The organism is Streptomyces sp. NPDC107559 (assembly GCF_055657365.1).
The window spans coordinates 359,789-378,192 of record NZ_JBVKBD010000007.1; the positions used below are offsets into that span (position 1 = coordinate 359,789).

Genomic DNA, 18,404 nt, shown 5'->3' on the forward strand with positions numbered 1-18,404 from the left:
GGGGCGCGGCTCAGTCCTCCGCCGGCTCCTGGTCCACCGTCACCACGATCTTGCCTCGGGTCCTGCCCTCCTGGTTGAGCCGGTACGCCTGCTCCGCCTGCGCCAAGGGGAACGTCCGCGAGACATGCACCGAGACCACGCCCTGTTCGGCCAGTTCCGCCAGCTGCCGTAGATCCTCGGCGTCGGGGCGCGTGAAGCAGTAGCGGCCGCCGTAGCCGGTGACGTCCGGGTCGGCGATCGAGGCCAGCCGTCCCTCGGGAGCCAGCAGGTTCGCGGAGGTACGGGTCGTGTCGCCGCCGACGGTGTCGAAGACCGCGTCCAGGCCGTCGGGCACCAGGGCGCGTACCCGTTGCGCCAGGCCCTCGCCGTACGCGACCGGTTCGCCGCCCAGCCCGCGTACGAAGTCGTGGTTGGCCTCGCTCGCCGTACCGATCACCCGCGCCCCCAGATGGCGGCCCAGCTGGACCGCGAGCGAGCCGACTCCGCCCGCCGCCGCGTGCACCAGGAGGGTCTCGCCGTGCTTCACCTCCAGCGCCTTCGTCAGCACCTGGAAGGCGGTGAGCCCGACCAGCGGCAGGCCGGCGGCCTCCTCGAAGGAGAGGCTGCGGGGCTTGCGGGCCAGGGTGCGTACCGGGGCGGCCACGTACTCGGCGAGGGTGCCGCGGGAGAGGAAGTCCTCCCGTACGTACCCCATGACCTCGTCGCCGACCAGGAACTCCGTGACGGCCACTCCGGGTCGTACGACCACGCCCGAGACGTCCCAGCCGGGGATCACCGGGAAGACGGTGTCGAGGATCCCGTCGAGGTGGCCCTCGCGGCACTTCCAGTCGACCGGGTTGACGCCCACCGCACGTACCTTGACCAGGACCGTGTCGGGCCCGGGCTTGGGGTCGCGCACCTCCCCGTACGTCATGACCTCGGGACCGCCGTACCGGCTGTAGCTGATGCCCTTCATGGGACCGACCCTCGGGCCGGCCCGGACGCCACGCAAGCCGGATGACCCGATGGGCGGCGTTCGCGTGGCACTCTGGCGATGGCCCGGCAGCGTCCTGACGGCGGCCGAAAAGCCACCACCCGGCGGCTCCCCGTGGTCCGCCGCAGGGGGCTCTGGACCTAGGGTGGCCCAGATCACCTTCGGCGCATCCACTGGACTACATACCGACCGGTCGGCATCATAAGTCGGGTCCCGTTCACGCGCCCGTAGGAGCGATGTATGAGCCCCGACCACCCGCCCGGACTCGATCTCGACCGGCTGCGCGATCTGCTCGACCGCGAGCGGCCCGGTCTGGTGCGCGGCCCCCTGACCGGCCGGCTGATCGAGGGCGGTCGGTCGAACCTGACGTACGAGGTCGCGGACGGCGACTCGAAGTGGGTCGTACGGCGTCCCCCGCTCGGCCATGTCCTGGCCACCGCGCACGACATGCGACGCGAGCACCGCGTGATCAGCGCGCTGCACCCGACCGCGGTGCCGGTGCCGCGTCCGGTGCTGCTGTGCGAGGACGAGGACGTACTCGGATCGCCCTTCTACGTCATGGAGTTCGTGGCGGGCACCCCGTACCGCACCGCCGACCAGCTCGCCCCGCTCGGCGCCGAGCGCACCCGCAACGCCGTGCTGTCGCTGGTCGACACCCTGGTCGAGCTGCACGCTGTCGACCCGGCCGAGGTGGGCCTTGCGGACTTCGGCCGCCCCGAGGGTTTCCTGGACCGGCAGCTGCGGCGCTGGGGCAAGCAGCTCGACGCCTCCCGCAGCCGCGACCTGGCGGGCATCGACGAGCTGCACGCGGCACTCGGCCGCGAGCTGCCGCGCTCCCCCGCGCCGGCCGTCGTGCACGGCGACTACCGGCTCGACAACGTCCTGATCGGCGAGGACGACACGATCAGGGCCGTCCTCGACTGGGAGATGTCGACGCTCGGCGACCCGCTGACCGATCTGGGCCTGCTGGTGATGTACAGCATGCGGCTCGGTCTGCCGCACTCGCCCGTCTCCACCACCGCCGAGGCCGCGGGCCACCCGGCGCCCGCCGAGCTGATCGAGCGGTACGCCGCCCGGTCGGGCCGCGACGTCTCGGCCGTCTCCTGGTACACCGCGTTCGCCTGGTTCAAGCTCGCGGTGATCCTGGAGGGCATCCACTACCGCTACACGCTCGGCCAGACCGTCGGCCGCGGCTTCGACCGCATCGGCGAACTCGTCCCCGTCTTCATCGAGCACGGCCTGACCACGCTGCACGACGGTCTCCAGGAGGGCTGATCCATCATGGACTTCGCGTTCGACGCACGCACCGAGGAACTGCGCGCCAGGCTCCTGGCCTTCATGGACGAGCACGTCTACCCGGCCGAAGCGGTCGCCGAGGAGCAGCGGGCCGGGCTCGCCTCGCCGTGGGACACCCCGGCCGTGGTGGCGGAGCTGAAGGCCGAGGCGCGCAGGCAGGGGCTGTGGAACCTGTTCCTGCCCGACGCCGAGTACGGCGCCGGCCTGACCAACCTCCAGTACGCGCCGCTCGCCGAGATCACCGGCCGCTCCCCGCACCTGGCGCCGACCGCGCTGAACTGCGCCGCGCCGGACACCGGCAACATGGAGGTGCTCGCGCAGTTCGGCGACGAGCCGCAGAAGAAGCAGTGGCTGGAGCCGCTGCTCGCCGGTGAGATCCGCTCGGCGTTCGCGATGACCGAGCCGGAGGTGGCCTCCTCGGACGCCACCAACATCACCACCCACATCGAGCGGGACGGCGACGAGTACGTCGTCACCGGCCGCAAGTGGTACATCTCCGGGGCGATGAACCCGGACTGCAAGATCTTCATCGTGATGGGCAAGACCGACCCGGACGGCGCGGACATCCGGCGCCAGCAGTCGATGGTGCTGGTTCCGCGCGACACCCCGGGTGTCACCGTGAAGCGCGCCATGCAGGTCTTCGGGTACGAGGACCACTCGCACGGCGGTCACGCCGAAGTGGTCTTCGACCACGCGCGCGTGCCGGTGTCGAACCTGGTCGGCGAGGAGGGCGGCGGTTTCGCCATCGCGCAGGCCCGGCTGGGCCCCGGCCGGATCCACCACTGCATGCGGCTGATCGGCATGGCGGAGCGGGCGATCGAGCTGATGTGCCGCCGGGCCGTCCAGCGCACCGCCTTCGGCAAGGCGCTGGCCCAGCAGGGTGTGGTCCACAACTGGATCGCGGACGCGCGCGTGCAGGTGGAACAGCTGCGGCTGCTGGTGCTGAAGACGGCCTGGCTGATGGACACGGTCGGCAACCGGGGCGCCCACACGGAGATCCAGTCCATCAAGATCGCCACGCCTCGCGCGGTGGTCGACATCATCGACCGGGCGATCCAGCTGCACGGCGCGGGCGGCGTCAGCCAGGACTTCCCGCTGGCCGAGCTGTACGCGTCGGCGCGCACGCTGATGATCGCCGACGGCCCGGACGAGGTGCACCAGCGGTCGCTGGCCCGCCGGGAGCTGAAGAAGTACCTGTAGCAGTCCCGCACAACACGGAAGGCCCCGGCGTGTCGCCGGGGCCTTCCGTGGTTCACGTCAGGGGCGCAGCGCCCGCAGCAGCAGATCGGCCAGGTGGTCGGCGAGCTCCTGGGGACGCATCGGGCCGTCGGGGCGGTACCAGGTCGACAGGTGGTGGATCGAGCCGAAGTGGTAGTCCACGACCAGGTCGGCCGGGGTCGCGGTGGAGAACACCCCGGCGGCCTGGCCCTCCTCTACGAGCGCGCGGAAGCGTTCGTGGTACCGCCGCCGCTCGGCCCGCACCTGCTTGTTCTTCTCGGGGCTGAGGTGGTGCATCGAGCGGAAGAAGATCGACGCGTCGTCGAGGTTCTCGATCGTCGTGACGACAACGTCCGCCGCGGCGCCCCGCAGCCGCTTCTCGATCGGCTCGTCGGCGTCGGCGAACGCGTCGAGCCGCTCCTGCTGGACCCGCAGCACGCGCGCGTACACCTCGTGCAGCAGGTCGTCCTTGGAGCCGAAGTAGTGGTACAGCGCCCCCTTGGTGACGCCGGCCGCCTCGACGATCTCCTGGACCGAGGTGCGGTCGTACCCCTGCTCGGCGAAGAGCCGGGTGGCGGCGGCGAGCAGCCGCTGCGGTACGGGGGGCCCGTCGCCGTCCGTCGTCCTGGGCACTGCCGCCACCTGCCTTCCTCTATGCCTTGTCGGCCCTGCCTCGTCGGCGGGCCTTCACCGGCTGTCGTCCACTGACTGTCGTGCGCGTCTACTTGCCGTCGTGCGCGTCGCGGGAACGCAGTTCCCGACGGAGGATCTTCCCACTCGCCGTTTTGGGCAGTTCGGGCAGGATCTCCACCTGGCGCGGATACTTGTAGGCCGCCAGTCTGTCCTTGCAGTAGGCGGTGAGCGTAACCGCATCCGCGTCGGCACCGGGCCGCAGGCTGATGTACGCCTTCACCGTCTCCCCGCGGTAGCCGTCGGGCACCCCGACGACGGCCGCCTCGCGTACCGCGGGGTGTGTGTACAGGACGTCCTCGACCTCGCGCGGCCACACCTTGAAGCCGGACGCGTTGATCATGTCCTTCTTGCGGTCGACGACGTACAGCCAGCCCTGTTCGTCCATGAACCCGATGTCGCCGGTGCGCAGCTCGCCGTCGGGGAAGGTCTCGGCGGTGGCCTCGGGGCGCCGCCAGTATCCGGGCACGACCTGCGGTCCGCGCACGACGATCTCGCCCTGCTCGCCGAAGGGCACCTCGGCGCCGGTGTCGTCGAGGATGCGTACGACCGTGTCGGGGCCCGGCACACCGACGGCCAGCGTGCCGGAGACCGGGTCGACGGGCGCCTCCAGGCCGGGCGGTACGGAGGCGCAGGGCGCGGTGCACTCGGTGAGCCCGTAACCGTTGCGGATGTACGGTCCGAAGCCGGCCCGGAACTTCTCCACCAGGGCGGGCGGCAGCGGGGCGCCGCCGGAGGAGATGTGCACGAAGGAGGAGAAGTGGTCCGCGGTGGCGGCCGGGTGGGCGGCCAGCGCCATGAAGGCGGTCGAGGGGCCCACGGTGTAGTGCGGTCGGTGCTCGGCGAACGCGTCCAGTACGACGCCCGACTCGAAGCGGTAGGTCAGCACCAGGGTGCCCGCGCTGTCGAGACAGGCGCCGAGCTGGCAGACCATCCCGGTGATGTGGAACAGGGGTGCCAGCGCGTAGTAGACGGGCACCCCGGGCAGGTCCAGGCCGGTGCGCTGGCGTTCGGCGTTGTACATGATGTTGCCGTGGGTGTTGGTGGCGCCCTTGGGGGTGCCGCTGGTGCCCGAGGTGTAGCTGATCAGCGCGATGTCGGCGGGGCCGGGGTCGCGGCCCGCGGGGGCCTTGTTCCCCTGCCGGGCGACGGTGGTGAGGTCGTCGGCGTCCGGGGCCTGCGCCGCCCGTTCGAAGGTCAGCACGCGGGTGTCGCCGCGGGTCTGGAAGTCCAGCTCGCAGGCGGTGAGCACGATCCGCACCGAGGAGCCGGCGGCCGTCTCGCGCAGGTACGCCTCCCAGGCCCGGTCGGCGCAGATCAGCGCGGTCGCCTCGGCGTCCCGCAGGACGTGCGCGACCTCGCCGGACTTGTACATGGGGTTGACGGGGACGACGGTCGCGCCCGCCTTCCACGCGCCGAGCACCGCGATCACGAACTGCGGGGAGTTCTGGAGCAGGACGGCCACCCGGTCGCCGCGTTCCAGGCCGCGGGCGGCCAGATGGCCGGCGACGGAGTCGCTGAGCTCGTCGGCCTCGCGGTAGGTGAGCCGGCCGTCGAAGTAGGCGAGGAAGTCCCGTCCGGGTGTCTCGTCGGCGGCCCGGTGCAGGGCGTGCACCAGGGAGTCTGCCGGGTGGACGGGGGCGCGCTGGGCGTCGTTGAGGAGGCCGACCCAGGGCTTGTCGGCGTAGCGGGAGGCGGTCACTGTCCGGCCTCCCACTTCTGCTGGATGTGGTTCATGGTGGTCAGCCAGCGGTCCGGATCGCCGGCCCGGCCCTGGTAGTAGGCGGCGACCTCGGGGTGCGGGAGGATCAGGAAGCGGTCCTCCTCGATGCCCTTGAAGAGAGCGTCCGCGACGGCCTGCGGCTCGATCGCGGTCGGCTGCAGGACCAGGTCGCCCGCGCTGCCGGTGGCGGCCAGCATGTCGGTGCGCACCCCCTGGGGGCAGATGGCGTGCACCTTGATCCCGCGGTGGCGGTAGGTGAGCGACAGCCACTCGGCGAAGGCGTACGCGCCGTGCTTGGTCACGCTGTACGGCGCGGCGCCGATCATGGTGAGCAGTCCGGCGGCGGAGACGGTGGAGACGAAGCGCCCGCGGCCGCGCTCCAGCCAGCCGGGGATCAGCGCCTCGGCCGCGCGGACGTGGGCCATCACGTTGACGTCCCAGGCCAGGGCCCACACCGGCTCGCCCGCCGCCTCGGAACCGCCGGAGCCGACCCCGGCGTTGGCACAGTAGACGTCGACGGTGCCGCCGAGCGCGTCCCGGGCGTCGGCGACGATCGCGGAGGCGTCGCCGGGGATCGCGATGCCGCCGATCTCGTCGGCCACGGCCCGCGCCTTGTCCGCGTCCAGGTCGTTGACGACGACCCGGGCCCCCTCGGCGGCGAAGCGGCGGGCCAGCGCGGCCCCGATCCCGCCCCCCGCTCCGGTGACGACCACTCCGGCATCCTGCACGGCTTCCACCATCGGTCTCCTTCGACACGACGAGAATCGGCTCTGCGACACCAGACTAACCGGTCGGTATGTGCCAGAGGAAGGGCTGTTGCCGCACGCTGGGAGCGGCGGGGTTGCCGGGGTACGGCGTCCGCCGCCCGCACGATCCGCACCGGACGGCCCGTCACGTCACCCCCACGGAGGATCCGCATGCGCCTCTCCAGACGCACCGTACTCGCCTCGGCCACGGCGGCCACAATGTCCACGGCGGCCACGATGTCTTTGACCCCCGCCACTGTCGCGAAGTCGCCCCGAGAACAACTGCGCACCGGCTTCGAGCGGCTCGCCGCGGACGGCTACGCACGGCTGAAGGGGCAGCGGGTCGGCATCGTCACCAACCCGACCGGTATCACCCGGGACACCCGGCACATCGTGGACGTGATGCATGCCGACGAACGGGTGAACCTGCGCGCCGTGTTCGGACCCGAGCACGGCTTCCGCGGCACGGCGCAGGCGGGCGGGTCCGAGGGCCGCTACGACGACCCGGCGACCGGGCTGCCGGTGTACGACACCTACCTCAAGAGCGGCCGGCCGCTGGCGGACGTGTTCACCGCCTCCGGTGTCGACACGGTCGTCTTCGACATCCAGGACGCGGGCGCCCGCTTCTACACGTACATCTGGACCCTGTACGACTGCATGGAGGCCGCGCAGCTCGCGGGCAAGCGGTTCATGGTGCTGGACCGGCCCAATCCGCTGACCGGGCGGGCGGCGCTGGGGCCGGTGCTGCACAAGGAGTTCGCGACGTTCGTCGGCCGGCAGCCGATCGCGCAGGCGCACGGCATGACGGTCGCGGAGCTGGCGCGGCTGTTCAACGCCGAGTTCCTGACCGCGCCGGTCACGCTGGACACCGTGCTGATGAGCGGCTGGAAGCGGTCGCAGTGGTACGACGCGTCCGGGCTGCCCTGGGTGCCGCCGAGCCCGAACATGCCGACGCCCGACACCGCGCTGGCGTACGCGGGCACCTGTCTCTTCGAGGGCACGAACCTCTCGGAAGGGCGCGGCACCACCCGGCCCTTCGAACTGCTGGGCGCCGAGGGGATCGACGGACGGTGGGCCGCCGCCGTGAACGCGCTGCGCCTGCCGGGCGTGCGCTTCCGTGAGGCGTACTTCGCGCCCACCTTCTCCAAGTTCCAGGGGAAGACCGTCGGGGGCGTGCAGATCCATGTGCACGACCGGGGCGGGTACGACCCGGTGCGCACCGGGATCGCGTTGCTGGTGACCGCCCGGCGGGTCTGGGACGGCTTCGTCTGGCGTTCCGACAACTGGATCGACAAGCTGACGGGCTCCGACCGGGTGCGCACCGCGATCGACGCGGGCGCGGACACCGACGCGGTGGTGGCGGGCTGGCACGAGGAGCTGGCGGCGTTCCGGCGGGTGCGGGAGAAGTATCTGTCCTACGGATGAGCCGTGACGTATGGCCAATGTCCCCCGTTGGCAGGACCATGCGCCCAGAGCGCACCGGCACGGGGGACGAAGGGGTCCGTGATGGCAGATCCGGCGATGAGTGTGACGCCGTACTGGGAGCTGACCTTCGACGCGGACGGTGACGTGTCCGGTCCGGAGCGGGACCGGCTGCTGGCCGAGGCGCCCCGGCGCGGGGTGCGCGACCTGGTGGTGTTCGCGCACGGCTGGAACAACGACCGCTCGGGCGCGACCCGGCTGTACAGCAGCTTCTTCGCCCCGTTCCCGCGGCTCGCGCCGTCGGCCCGGATCGGGTACGTGGGGGTGGTGTGGCCGTCGATGCGGTTCTGCGACGAGCCGATCCCGGACTTCCCGCGCTCGGCGGCGGCCGAGGTGCCCCGGCGTCCGGCGCTCGACAAAAACACCCGGCACGCGCTGCTGGAGACCTTCCCGGGCCGGGGGATCCTGGTGGAACAGCTCGCGCGGCTGCTGGAGCAGCGGCCGCGCGAGGAGGCCGAACTGGCGGAGTTCGGGCGGCTGGTGCGGCTGCTGGTGGAGGTGGTGCCGCCCGGACCGCAGGCGCTGTTCGCGGCGGACACGCTGGCGGAGGGGGTGCCGCAGGACGAGCCGGAGATGTTCACCGGGTCCGCGGCCGCGATGTGCGAGACGTTCGCGCAGGCCCTGGCCGGCCTCGAATCCCCGGACGCCCCGGCGCAGTTCACGATGCCCGACCCGTGGGACGGGGCGCTCGAACTGCTGCGGCAGGGCACGTACTACGCGATGAAGCGGCGGGCCGGGACGGTGGGCGAGCGCGGGCTCGGCCGGTTCCTGGGCCAACTGGCGGACGCGGCGCCGCAGCTGCGGGTGCATCTGGTCGGGCACAGCTTCGGCGGGCGGCTGGTGTCGTTCGCCCTGCGCGGGCTGCCCGAGGGCGTGCGCACGGTGAAGTCCGTGACCCTGCTGCAAGGGGCCTTCTCGCACTACGCGTTCGCCGCCCGGCTCCCCCACGACCCGCGTGCGGGCGGTGTGCTGCAGGGCCAGAACCAGCGGGTCGACGGCCCCCTGGTGTGCTGCCACTCCGGCCACGACACGGCGCTGGGCACGCTGTACCCGCTGGCCTCCCGGATGGCGGGCGACGCGCAGGGCGTCGTCGAGGGCTTCGGCCTGGGCCGGCTGCTGGGCGACAAGTGGGGGGCGATGGGCCACGACGGGGTGCAGGCGGTGCCGGGCACGCGGGCGCTGACGCTCGCCCAGGCGCTCGCGGGTCCGCTGCCCAGGTCCGGGTGCGTCAACGTCGACGCCTCGGCGGTGGTCTGCCGGGGCGGCCCGCCGAGCGGCGCGCACAGCGACATCGTGCACCCGGAGCTGGCGCGGGTGGTGCTGGCGGCGGGCCGTATCCGCTGAACCGGCCCGCCGCCGCTCAGGGCGTCACCGGTGCGAGGTGAACTCCACCACCTGCTGGTAGGTGGGCCGGTTCTGCCAGCTGATGTTGCCGTGCTTGATACCGCCGAGGGTGCGCTGGACGATCGAGTCCGCGCACCACTGGTTGCCCGCGGCACACAGGTCGTCGCCGGGGTAGACCTGGGCCGCGGTCATGGCGGCCGCCTGCTTCAGGGTGCTGATGAGGATGTCGCGGCAGGAGGTCAGGCTGCCGCCGCCGCAGTACTTCCGCGCGAGCGGGCCCGCCACGGTGTCGCCGAGCACCGCCCGGACGTCCTTGTCGACATAGCTCCACCAGCCGTACTGGAAGGAGCTTCCGGCGTGCGCGCCGGTCGGGCCGTGCGCGGCCGACGGGGTCTCGTCGATGGGCAGGTTGGCGGTCAGGGCGGTGTAGAGCGGGGTGCCCAGGCCGGGTTCGAACTCGGCCTTGACCAGCAACGGCCACCAGGCGTCCAGGATGCGGATCGCGTCGGCGTCGGCGTACGTCTTGGAGCCCGAAGAGGTCTCCGTGCGCTTGGCGCCGGCGGTCAGCCAGGTCTGGAGCTTGGTGACCGCCGCGGCGGCCGTGGTGTCGGTCACCGTGGAGCTGTTGACCACCCTGAGCAGGTCCGGCAGCACGTCCTCGGCCCGCAGGTCCGCGAGGGCCGCGTCGGCCATCGCCTTGACGAGGGCGACCCGGGTCACCCCGCCGGCCGCGACGAGCTTCTTCACCCGGTCGTCCAGCAGGTTGCCGCGGTGCACCGAGCCGTCGCCCCAGGACGCGGTCGTGTAGTCCTTGGCCTGCTTGTTGTTCCAGGAGATGTAGTAGTCCTGGTCGACGGAGTTGGGGTGGGCGGAGGCGGGGGTGTAGTCGGCGGTGTTGGTCGCCGGGTCCCAGTTGCGCCACTCGTAGGCCGCCTGTGCCCACACCGGGAACTCGGCGTCGACGCCGCTCGCGCGCACCGGGTTGTCGCCGCTGTTGTAGTACGCGGTGTGCGTGGAGTCGGCGTAGAACCAGTTGAAGGTGTAGTTGATGTGCTGCGCCGCGGCCTGGAAGGCGGCCGGGCCGTTGACGTAGTCGGGGTCGTTGAGCATCTGGAAGCCGATGATCGAGTCGGCCTCGTGCAGGTAGGAGGAGCGCAGGGTGGTGTAGGCGACCTTCTTGCCGCCGACGGTCGCCCGGTACTCCACGGGGCCGTACTTCGTGCGGTAGACCCGCATCGTGTAGGAGCCGGCCGCGGTGCCGTCGGCGGTCGTCGGCGTCCAGGCGTTCTTCTGCTCGACCTTCTCCATCGCCGTACAGGTGCCGTGGTAGAGGTAGTGGTAGTCGTCCTGGCACAGTTCGACGGCGTAGGTGTCGATGATGTCCTGGCCGGACGTCGTGGCGCTCCACGCGTAGTCCTGGCCGCGGCCCAGTTCGACGTACATGCTCAGGCCCGCGAAGGAGGCGCCGCGGGCGCTGATGCCGGGTCCCTGGATCTCCTGGAGCATCAGCAGCTGTGGCGCGAAATAGCCGGTCTGCGGCCCGAACACGGCGATCGGGTGGCCACCGGCGGTGGATCTGCCGCTGACCACGAGGGCGTTGGACATGCCGCGCCTGGCCGAGCTGAGCGCGGTGGCCGCGGCGGTGGTGGCGGTGGTCGCCGCCGTGGCCGTCGCCGCGCTGCCCGTACGGTCGTACACCAGCGGTTCCTGGGTCACCGTGCCGGCGTCGGGCAGGGCCTCGCCCTGCGGGTCGTCGGGCTTGGTGGCGTAGGGGAAGCTCTCGCCGTTGTGGACGGTGAGGGCGGCCTCGGCGTCGTTGCGCTCACGGAAGGACTCCCAGAGCGCGGTGCCGTCCGCCACCCCGTACTTGGCCTGGGCGGCGAGCAGGGAGACGGCGTTGTTGACCTCGCCGCCCCCGCCGGAGCCGAACAGCGAACCGATCACGGAGGCCAGCGCCACCAGGTCGGTGATCTTGAAGTGGTCGATGGTGCCGGCGTTGGTGATGGAGTCCTTGTGACCGGTCAGAACGTACTCGCCGGGGAAGTAGCGGCCGCTGTCGGAGGCGTCGATGTAGGAGTTGATGCCCGCGAGGTAGGCGTTGGCGTCGGCGAGGGCCTGCTGGCCACGGGTGCCGTTGTGGGCGACGGCGTTGTCGATCTGGGCCTGGAGGTCGGCCTCCGTGTACGGCGCGTTGCGGTAGAACTCCTGCTCCAGGCCCTGGTTGGAGGCCGCGCCGCCCGCGAACGTGGTGAGCTGGCCGCGTCCGACATGGCGGAAGACGTCCATCAGCCACAGCCGGTCCTCGGCCGCGGCGTAGCCGGCGCCGAACTCCGTGCCGTAGCGGGTGGTGCCCGTGATGTGCGGTACGCCCGTCTTCTTGTCGCGCACGATCGTCACGTCGGTGCGGCCCGCGGGGCTCTCGGTGGAGGCGACCTGCCCGGAGGCGACGCCGAACGACGCGTCGTTGAAGAACGTGTTGATCTTGTCGGTGGTCAGCGCCGAGTAGCCCTTGGCCAGGTTGGCGTAGGGGCCGAGCTGGTCCTCGGCGTGCGAAGGCTGGGTGCCGAAAGCCTGGTTGAGGAGGATCTGCGCGAGGGTGGCGTTGCCGTTCTCGCCCGGCGGCAGGATGTCGGAGCACTGTCCGCCGCAGTAGTCGGTGGCCGTAGCGGTCTCGGCGGCGACCGCCATCTGGGAAAGCGGTGACAAAAGTCCGGCAATGAGGACGCATACGGATGCCGTCTTCAGGAACCCGGGAAATCTGCGGGGAGTTCTCAGTCTGTCGAGAGGTGTGCGTGGGGTGCGCCCAGGCATGGCAGCTCCTAGGGACGGGGATTGGCCGGAGGTTACCGCCGGTATCCCCGGGATTGAAGATGAACATGCGTCACTTTTTCGAGTCGTCGCTCCGGCTTATGGGAGGCGATCGGAAATCGGATGGAGCCGATTCGGGTGTCGATACGTCTATTCGGCGACGTCCGCACGACGACGCCGAAGTGACCGAAGTACAGGTGCAGATGTGACGGAGGTGCAAGGCGATGGCCGGTTTCCGGAGTCTGGCGAGACAGGTGCGCGATCCACGCTGCGATCTGGCGCTGCGGCGCTACTCGCTGCGCAAGTGCCTTGAGCGGTTCGCTCCGTACGGGCACAGGGCGACCTGGGACCACCTGTGCTCCCGGTCGGGGTTCGGCCCCGAGGACCGCTCGCCCGATCCTGCGCGGCTCGTGGCCGCGTTGGACGAGCTGGAGGAGGCACGGGCGGTGTGGCTCGACTACGAGGGCGAGTTCGCCGAACGCCGCAGGAAGGAGAAGCACGACGGGCTGCGCAGGCCGGGCAGCGTGGACGACTGGCACCGGCTGACCTGGGGCGGATTCGGTGTCGCCTGGTGCGACAACCCCCGGCTGCACCCCCGTGCGCCGCTCGGTGAGGTGCTGCGCAGCCTGATCGCCGCGCTGGAGCGCGCACCGGGCTCGACCTGCCCGGTGTGCGACGGGGAGCGCCTGTTCTGGAAGTACGACCTGGACCACGAACCGTCGTCGGGCCCGGTCTGCGCGGACTGCGGCATACTCGTCCCGCGGCCCGTCCTCACGTCCGAGGCCCTGGCCTTCGCCAGGCGGGGCCGGGCGATGCTGATGTCGGCCTGAGAGCACGCCGGGGGTGCGCCGGGGATGCCGCACCCCCCTCATGTCCCGTACGTGCTCGCGCTCTGCGCCGTCCCGTCCCGCGCCGTCGCGCCGATCGCGGGCAGGGGCCGGGAGGCTAGCAGGTGCTAATCGGGTCGCTCCAGCGCTTTCCCGTGCGGAGAGTTGGGGGGCGAGGGGGCCCGTCGGGGGCGCCCCGAAGGCCCGAGGAGCCATCGTGTCGACGCTGCGCGTCACCGCCGAAGTGCTGACCGTCCACCCGCACCCGAACGCCGACGCCCTCGAACTGGCCCAGGTGGGCCTGTACCGGGCCGTTGTCGCCAAGGGCGCCTACCGCACCGGCGACGCGGCCGTCTACATCCCCGAGCAGTCCGTCCTCCCGGCCGCGCTGATCGAGGAGCTGGGGCTGACCGGCCGGCTCGCGGGCGGCAACCACGACCGGGTCCGGGCGGTGCGGCTGCGCGGCGAGCTGTCACAGGGCCTCGTCTGCCGGCCACGCGCGCTCGGGGACGTCGACCTGGCGCGCGCCGCGGCCGACCGCACCGACTTCGCCGAGCGGCTCGGCGTCGTCAAGTGGGTGCCGCCGGTCCCGCCGACGATGAGCGGGGAGGTCGAGTCCGCCCCCGAACTGATGCCCTGGGTGGACATCGAGAACATCCAGCGCTACCCGGACGTGTTCGCGCCGGGCGAGCCGGTGGTCCTGACGGAGAAGCTGCACGGCTCGGCCTGCCTGCTGACTTACCACGCCGAGGAGGACCGCACCTACGTCTCCTCCAAGGGCTTCGGCGCCAAGTCGCTGGCCCTGAAGGAGGACCCGCGCAATCTGTACTGGCGGGCCGTGCGCGCTCACGGCGTCGCCGAGGCGGCGGCCCGGCTCGCCGGACGGCTCGGGGCGCGCCGCGTGGGGGTCTTCGGCGAGGTGTTCGGGGCGGGCGTACAGGATCTGACGTACGGCGCCGACGGCCGCCGGGAGAGCCTGGGCTACGCCGCGTTCGACGTGTCCGCGGAGATCGACGGCACGGTGGTCTGGCTGGACGCGGCCGGACTGCTGGCCGGGGAGCTGCCGTTGGTGCCACGGCTGTTCGAAGGGCCGTACGACATCGGGCGGGTGCTGGAGGTCGCGACCGGGCGCGAGAGCGTGTCGGGGCGGGAACTGCACCTGCGGGAGGGTGTGGTGATCCGGCCGGCCACCGAGCGGTACAGCCCGGTGACCGGCGGGCGCGCGATCGCCAAGGCGGTGAGCCCGGCCTATCTGACCCGCAAGGGCGGCACGGAGTACGAGTGAGCCACGGCCGGGGCGGCTCAGGAGCAGGCCTTCGGCTCCTGGGCGGCCTCCCGGGGCGGGCGTTCCACCATCAGGCGCGAGCCCGTCTGCCGTTCGCCGAACACGTCGTCCGGGTTGGACAGGACACAGGACTCCAGGGACAGACAGCCGCAGCCGATGCAGTCGGTGAGGTGGTCGCGCAGCCGGTTCAGCTGCTTGATCCGCTCGTCCAGTTCGGCCCGCCAGGTCTCGGAGAGCCGCGCCCAGTCCTCCCGGGTGGGCGTGCGCTCCTCGGGGAGCTGGGCGAGGGCCTCGCGGATCGTGGCCAGGGGGATGCCCACCCGCTGGGCGGCCCGCACGAAGGCCACCCGGCGCAGGGCGTCGCGGGTGTAGCGGCGCTGGTTGCCCGCGGTCCGGCGGCTGCTGATCAGCCCCTTGGACTCGTAGAAGTGCAGCGCCGAGACGGCGGCGCCGCTACGGGCGGCGAGCTGGCCGACCGTGAGCTCGTGGATCTTCTCGGGAATCTGGGGCACCCCTCGGAGCCTACCCAAACCCGACACCCCGGCGGTCCGTTGACAGCCGCCCGGGACCCGACCATGCTAAGCAGTTGCTTAGACATAAGCGGGAACACCTCAACGGGACATCCGTGATGCGAGAGGCCGGGACATGGCAGAGCCGAGGATCTTCACGTCAGCCGACGAGCTGAAGGCGGCGGTGGGCGAGCAGCTGGGGTACACCGACTGGCTGGAGGTCGACCAGAAGCGGATCGACCTGTTCGCCGAGGCCACGGGCGACCACCAGTGGATCCACGTCGACCCGCAGAAGGCGGCCACGGGCCCCTTCGGGACCACCATCGCCCACGGGTACCTGACCCTGTCGCTGCTGCCGCTGTTCGGCCCCCAGCTGATCTCGGTCGAGGGCGTGAAGATGGGCGTCAACTACGGCACCAACAAGGTCCGCTTCCCCGCCCCCGTACCCGTCGGCTCGCGGCTGCGTGCGACGGCGACCATCACCGGCGTCGACGACGTGCCCGGTGGCGTACAGGTCGCCGTCGCCTTCATCGTGGAGCGCGAGGGCGGCGACAAGCCGGTGTGCGTGGCGGAGTCGGTGTCCCGGTACTACGTCTGAGCGGGCGGCTGCTTCGCCCCGACCATCCGCAGCACGAGGTCGGCGTACAGCGCGCCGACCTCGTCGGGCGTCTGCGGACCGTCGACGTTGAACCAGCGGGCGACGTCGATGCAGAGGGAGAGCACGGCGATGGTGGTCCCGTGCACGTCCGGCACGTCGAACTCGCCGCTCGCCACCCCGTCCTCGACGATCCCGCGCACCTCCGCGTCGACCTGGCGGCGCAGGGCGAGGATCTCGGCACGGGCGTCCGGGCCGAGCGAGTCCAGTTCGTACTGCACGACCCGCGCGGTGGTGCGCCCCCCGGCGTGCCAGCGTACGAAGGAGCTCACGGCGTCGGCGAGCCGCCGGGTGGCACTGCCCTCGCCCCGGGCGGCCGTGCGCAGGATGTCGAGCGCCTTGTCGTGGCCGATCCGGCTGATCCGGTGGAGCAGCTCTTCCTTGGTCTTGTAGTGGATGTAGAGGGCGGCCGGGCTCATGCCCGCGCGGCCCGCGATGTCACGGGTCGTCGTCGCGTGATAGCCGCGCTCGGCGAAAGCCTCCACGGCGGCCACCAGCAGCCGCCGGGCCGCGTCAGGGGTGACCTCGCCCCACGCCTCGGCCTCGCCGCCGGCCGTGTCCTGCGCCGTACTCATCGCTCGCTCGCCCCTCTCGGTACCGGAGCTACACCATACCGCCGAAGCTGAGCGCCCGCTTAGCGTGCCCGCTCAGAGCTTCTCGAAGGGGCTGTACGGCCGGGCCGAGGCCTCCTGCCGGTCGCGGACGACCTTGGCCAGGGTGAAGGCCGAAGTGACCAGATAAAGGACGGCGGTGCCCAGGAAGGCCCGGACCCAGGGGTCGGCGTGCAGCTTGAAGATGCCGATCGCGGTGGCGGCCATGGCGAGGGAGAAGGAGGCGACGGCCTGACCGTAGAAGGCGGCCGTGTTCTGCTGCTTGCCGGATGCGTCAGTCATACGACGAGCATCGGCGGACGTGGCCCACGCCACATCCGCCGGGGTACTCAGGGACGTACGGACAGGTACTCAGAAGGCCGAGACCCCGGTGAGGGCCCGCCCGATGACCAGTTTCTGGATCTGGCTGGTGCCCTCGTAGAGGGTCATCACCCGGGCGTCGCGCAGCAGCTTGCCGGCCGGGTACTCGTCGATGTAGCCGTAGCCGCCGAAGACCTGGAGGGCGTTGTTCGCGGCCCGCACGGCCGCCTCCGAGGCGAACAGCTTGGCCTTGGAGGACTCGGTGGCGAAGGGCAGCCCGCGGTCGATCAGGTCGGCGACGCGCCAGGTCAGCAGCCGGGCGGCGTCCACGTCCACGGCGATGTCGCTGAGCAGCTCCTGGACCAGCTGGTGGTGGGCGATGGTCCTGCCGAACTGCTCACGCTCACCGGCGTACTTCACCGCGACGTCCAGCGCCGCCTGGGCTATGCCGACACAGCCCGCCGCGACCGACATCCGGCCCTTGGCGAGCGCGGACATGGCGACCGCGAAGCCCTTGCCCTCCGGCCCGAGCATCGCGGACGCGGGGACGCGGACGTCCTCCAGCACCAGTTCGGCGGTGGCCTGGCCGCGCAGACCGAGCTTGCCGTGGACCGCGCGCCGGATCAGGCCGGGGGTGTCGGCCGGCACCAGGAAGGCGGAGACGCCGTGGTGGCCGGGGGCGTCGGTGGAGCGGGCGAAGAGCAGGACGACATCGGCCCAGGTGCCGTTGGTGATGAACATCTTGGCGCCGTTGACGACGTACTCGTCGCCGTCGCGGACCGCGCGGGTGGCGAGGTTCCCGGCGTCGGAGCCGGTGCCGGGCTCGGTCAGCCCGAAGCAGCCCACGTACGCGCCGGAGGTCAGCCCCGGCAGCCAGCGCCGCTTCTGCTCCTCGTCGCCCCAGGCGGCAATGGTCTTGGCGACCAGGCCGAGGGAGACCGAGACGATCCCGCGCACCGAGGAGTCGCCGCGGCCGAGCTCCTCGGTCACCAGGCAGTACGCCAGGTGGTCGCCGCCCGAGCCGCCGTACTCCTCGTCGATCGTCAGCCCCAGGAAGCCGACCTCGCCGAGCTTCTTCACGATGCCCCGGTCGACCTCCTCGGCCCGGTCCCAGGCGATCGCGTGCGGGGCGACCTCGCGCGCCACGAAGTCCCGGGCGAGCCGCCGGACCGCGGTCTGCTCCTCGCTGAGCTCCAGGTTCACGCCGAGTCACTCCCCATCACAGACATTTAAATTAGCACTGCTAGTTTAAGGTTGCAGCCCTACTATGTGCGCCATGGCCCGACCGCGCAAGCCCCTCCTCAGCACCGACCGGATCGTCGGGGCGGCCCGCACGCTCGTGGACGCGGAGGGCCTGGCCGCCGTCTCCACCCGGCGGCTGGCCGCCGAACTGGGGGTGAGCGGGCCCTCCCTCTACAACCACTTCAGCACCAAGGACGAGATCCTGGAGGCGGTCGCCGACTCGGTCAGCGCCCAGGTCGACCTGTCGATGTTCGAGGACGGCCGGGACTGGCGGACCGCCCTGCACGACTGGGCCGTCTCCTACCGGGCCGCCCTGCGCGCGCACCCGAACATCGTCCCGGTGCTGGCCCACGGCCCCGGCCGCCGCCCGGCCGGTCTGCGGCTCGCGGACGCGGTCTACGGCGCGATGGTCGCGGCGGGCTGGCCGCCCGCGCAGGCCACCTCGATCGGCGCGCTGATGCGGTACTTCGTCATGGGCTCCGCGCTCGGCTCGTTCGCCGGCGGCTTCGTGGACGACGCCAGCGCCTACAACCCGGCCGACTACCCCCACCTCGGCCAGGCCCACCTCCTCGCCGAACAGCAGGAGAAGATCGACGAACGGGCCTTCGAGACCGGCCTGACGGCCCTGCTGGACGGCCTGGCGCAGCAGTACGCGCAGGTACGGCAGAGCGCGTAGCGGACAGTTCGGCGGGCAC

At 71.7% G+C, this 18,404-nt stretch carries 17 protein-coding genes; 8 read left to right on the top strand and 9 right to left on the bottom strand.

Going from position 1 to position 18,404, the window contains the following annotated elements; translation table 11 throughout:
- Positions 1 to 10: 10 nt before the first annotated feature.
- On the bottom strand, positions 11 to 955 hold the full coding sequence (locus tag ACZ7OY_RS22910) for an NADP-dependent oxidoreductase (protein ID WP_471913045.1): 945 nt from the start codon (positions 953 to 955) through the stop codon (positions 11 to 13).
- Positions 956 to 1,213: 258 nt separating this feature from the next.
- Here ACZ7OY_RS22910 and ACZ7OY_RS22915 point away from each other — a divergent pair, with 258 nt between their 5' ends.
- On the top strand, positions 1,214 to 2,248 hold the full coding sequence (locus tag ACZ7OY_RS22915; protein ID WP_471913046.1) for a phosphotransferase family protein: 1,035 nt from the start codon (positions 1,214 to 1,216) through the stop codon (positions 2,246 to 2,248).
- A gap of 6 nt (positions 2,249 to 2,254) precedes the next feature.
- The gene (locus ACZ7OY_RS22920; RefSeq protein ID WP_471913047.1) at positions 2,255 to 3,469 is read left to right on the top strand and encodes an acyl-CoA dehydrogenase family protein; all 1,215 of its coding nucleotides are present in this window, start codon (positions 2,255 to 2,257) and stop codon (positions 3,467 to 3,469) included.
- 57 nt (positions 3,470 to 3,526) lie between these two features.
- Here the strand turns inward: ACZ7OY_RS22920 and ACZ7OY_RS22925 are convergent, their stop codons facing one another.
- The 3 genes from ACZ7OY_RS22925 to ACZ7OY_RS22935 form a co-directional block, all read right to left on the bottom strand.
- Positions 3,527 to 4,120 (bottom strand): TetR-type transcription factor C-terminal domain-containing protein, encoded by a 594-nt coding sequence (locus ACZ7OY_RS22925; RefSeq protein WP_162468763.1) that lies wholly within the window; start codon positions 4,118 to 4,120, stop codon positions 3,527 to 3,529.
- 88 nt (positions 4,121 to 4,208) lie between these two features.
- On the bottom strand, positions 4,209 to 5,879 hold the full coding sequence (locus ACZ7OY_RS22930; protein ID WP_471913048.1) for a class I adenylate-forming enzyme family protein: 1,671 nt from the start codon (positions 5,877 to 5,879) through the stop codon (positions 4,209 to 4,211).
- Positions 5,876 to 6,640, bottom strand: a complete 765-nt coding sequence (locus ACZ7OY_RS22935) for an SDR family oxidoreductase (RefSeq protein ID WP_351603995.1) — start codon at positions 6,638 to 6,640, stop codon at positions 5,876 to 5,878. Before ACZ7OY_RS22935 ends, ACZ7OY_RS22930 begins: the two co-directional genes overlap by 4 nt.
- Before the next feature lie 177 nt (positions 6,641 to 6,817).
- Between ACZ7OY_RS22935 and ACZ7OY_RS22940 the strand changes: the two genes are divergently transcribed.
- On the top strand, positions 6,818 to 8,071 hold the full coding sequence (locus ACZ7OY_RS22940; RefSeq protein ID WP_471913049.1) for an exo-beta-N-acetylmuramidase NamZ family protein: 1,254 nt from the start codon (positions 6,818 to 6,820) through the stop codon (positions 8,069 to 8,071).
- Between the two features lie 81 nt (positions 8,072 to 8,152).
- Positions 8,153 to 9,472: a serine-threonine protein kinase gene (locus tag ACZ7OY_RS22945; RefSeq protein WP_471913050.1), complete on the top strand. Its 1,320-nt coding sequence runs from the start codon at positions 8,153 to 8,155 to the stop codon at positions 9,470 to 9,472.
- Positions 9,473 to 9,496: 24 nt separating this feature from the next.
- Here ACZ7OY_RS22945 and ACZ7OY_RS22950 read toward each other — a convergent pair whose 3' ends face one another.
- A complete protein-coding gene (locus ACZ7OY_RS22950; RefSeq protein WP_471913051.1) occupies positions 9,497 to 12,283 on the bottom strand; it encodes a penicillin acylase family protein in 2,787 nt (928 codons plus the stop codon).
- A 221-nt stretch (positions 12,284 to 12,504) separates the two neighbouring features.
- On the opposite strand from ACZ7OY_RS22950, the gene ACZ7OY_RS22955 reads away from it, so the two are divergent.
- Entirely contained in the window at positions 12,505 to 13,110 is a 606-nt protein-coding gene (locus ACZ7OY_RS22955) for a hypothetical protein (protein ID WP_471913052.1), read from the top strand.
- 214 nt (positions 13,111 to 13,324) lie between these two features.
- Positions 13,325 to 14,392, top strand: a complete 1,068-nt coding sequence (locus tag ACZ7OY_RS22960; protein WP_471913053.1) for an RNA ligase (ATP) — start codon at positions 13,325 to 13,327, stop codon at positions 14,390 to 14,392.
- A 17-nt stretch (positions 14,393 to 14,409) separates the two neighbouring features.
- On the opposite strand, the gene soxR is transcribed toward ACZ7OY_RS22960, so the two are convergent.
- Positions 14,410 to 14,904 carry a redox-sensitive transcriptional activator SoxR gene (gene soxR / locus ACZ7OY_RS22965; RefSeq protein WP_471913054.1) on the bottom strand — a complete coding sequence of 165 codons (495 nt, stop codon included), beginning with the start codon at positions 14,902 to 14,904 and terminating at the stop codon, positions 14,410 to 14,412.
- 133 nt (positions 14,905 to 15,037) lie between these two features.
- Here soxR and ACZ7OY_RS22970 point away from each other — a divergent pair, with 133 nt between their 5' ends.
- Positions 15,038 to 15,499 (top strand): MaoC family dehydratase, encoded by a 462-nt coding sequence (locus tag ACZ7OY_RS22970; protein ID WP_351603980.1) that lies wholly within the window; start codon positions 15,038 to 15,040, stop codon positions 15,497 to 15,499.
- Here the strand turns inward: ACZ7OY_RS22970 and ACZ7OY_RS22975 are convergent.
- From ACZ7OY_RS22975 to ACZ7OY_RS22985, 3 genes are all read right to left on the bottom strand, one after another.
- A complete protein-coding gene (locus ACZ7OY_RS22975) occupies positions 15,490 to 16,131 on the bottom strand; it encodes a TetR/AcrR family transcriptional regulator (protein WP_384721934.1) in 642 nt (213 codons plus the stop codon). The genes ACZ7OY_RS22970 and ACZ7OY_RS22975 overlap by 10 nt on opposite strands.
- Positions 16,132 to 16,203: 72 nt before the next feature.
- Entirely contained in the window at positions 16,204 to 16,449 is a 246-nt protein-coding gene (locus tag ACZ7OY_RS22980) for a YiaA/YiaB family inner membrane protein (protein ID WP_384721937.1), read from the bottom strand.
- A 69-nt stretch (positions 16,450 to 16,518) separates the two neighbouring features.
- The gene (locus ACZ7OY_RS22985; RefSeq protein ID WP_471913055.1) at positions 16,519 to 17,670 is read right to left on the bottom strand and encodes an acyl-CoA dehydrogenase family protein; all 1,152 of its coding nucleotides are present in this window, start codon (positions 17,668 to 17,670) and stop codon (positions 16,519 to 16,521) included.
- Between the two features lie 73 nt (positions 17,671 to 17,743).
- Here ACZ7OY_RS22985 and ACZ7OY_RS22990 point away from each other — a divergent pair, with 73 nt between their 5' ends.
- Positions 17,744 to 18,385 (top strand): TetR/AcrR family transcriptional regulator, encoded by a 642-nt coding sequence (locus tag ACZ7OY_RS22990; RefSeq protein WP_471913056.1) that lies wholly within the window; start codon positions 17,744 to 17,746, stop codon positions 18,383 to 18,385.
- Positions 18,386 to 18,404: the final 19 nt, after the last annotated feature.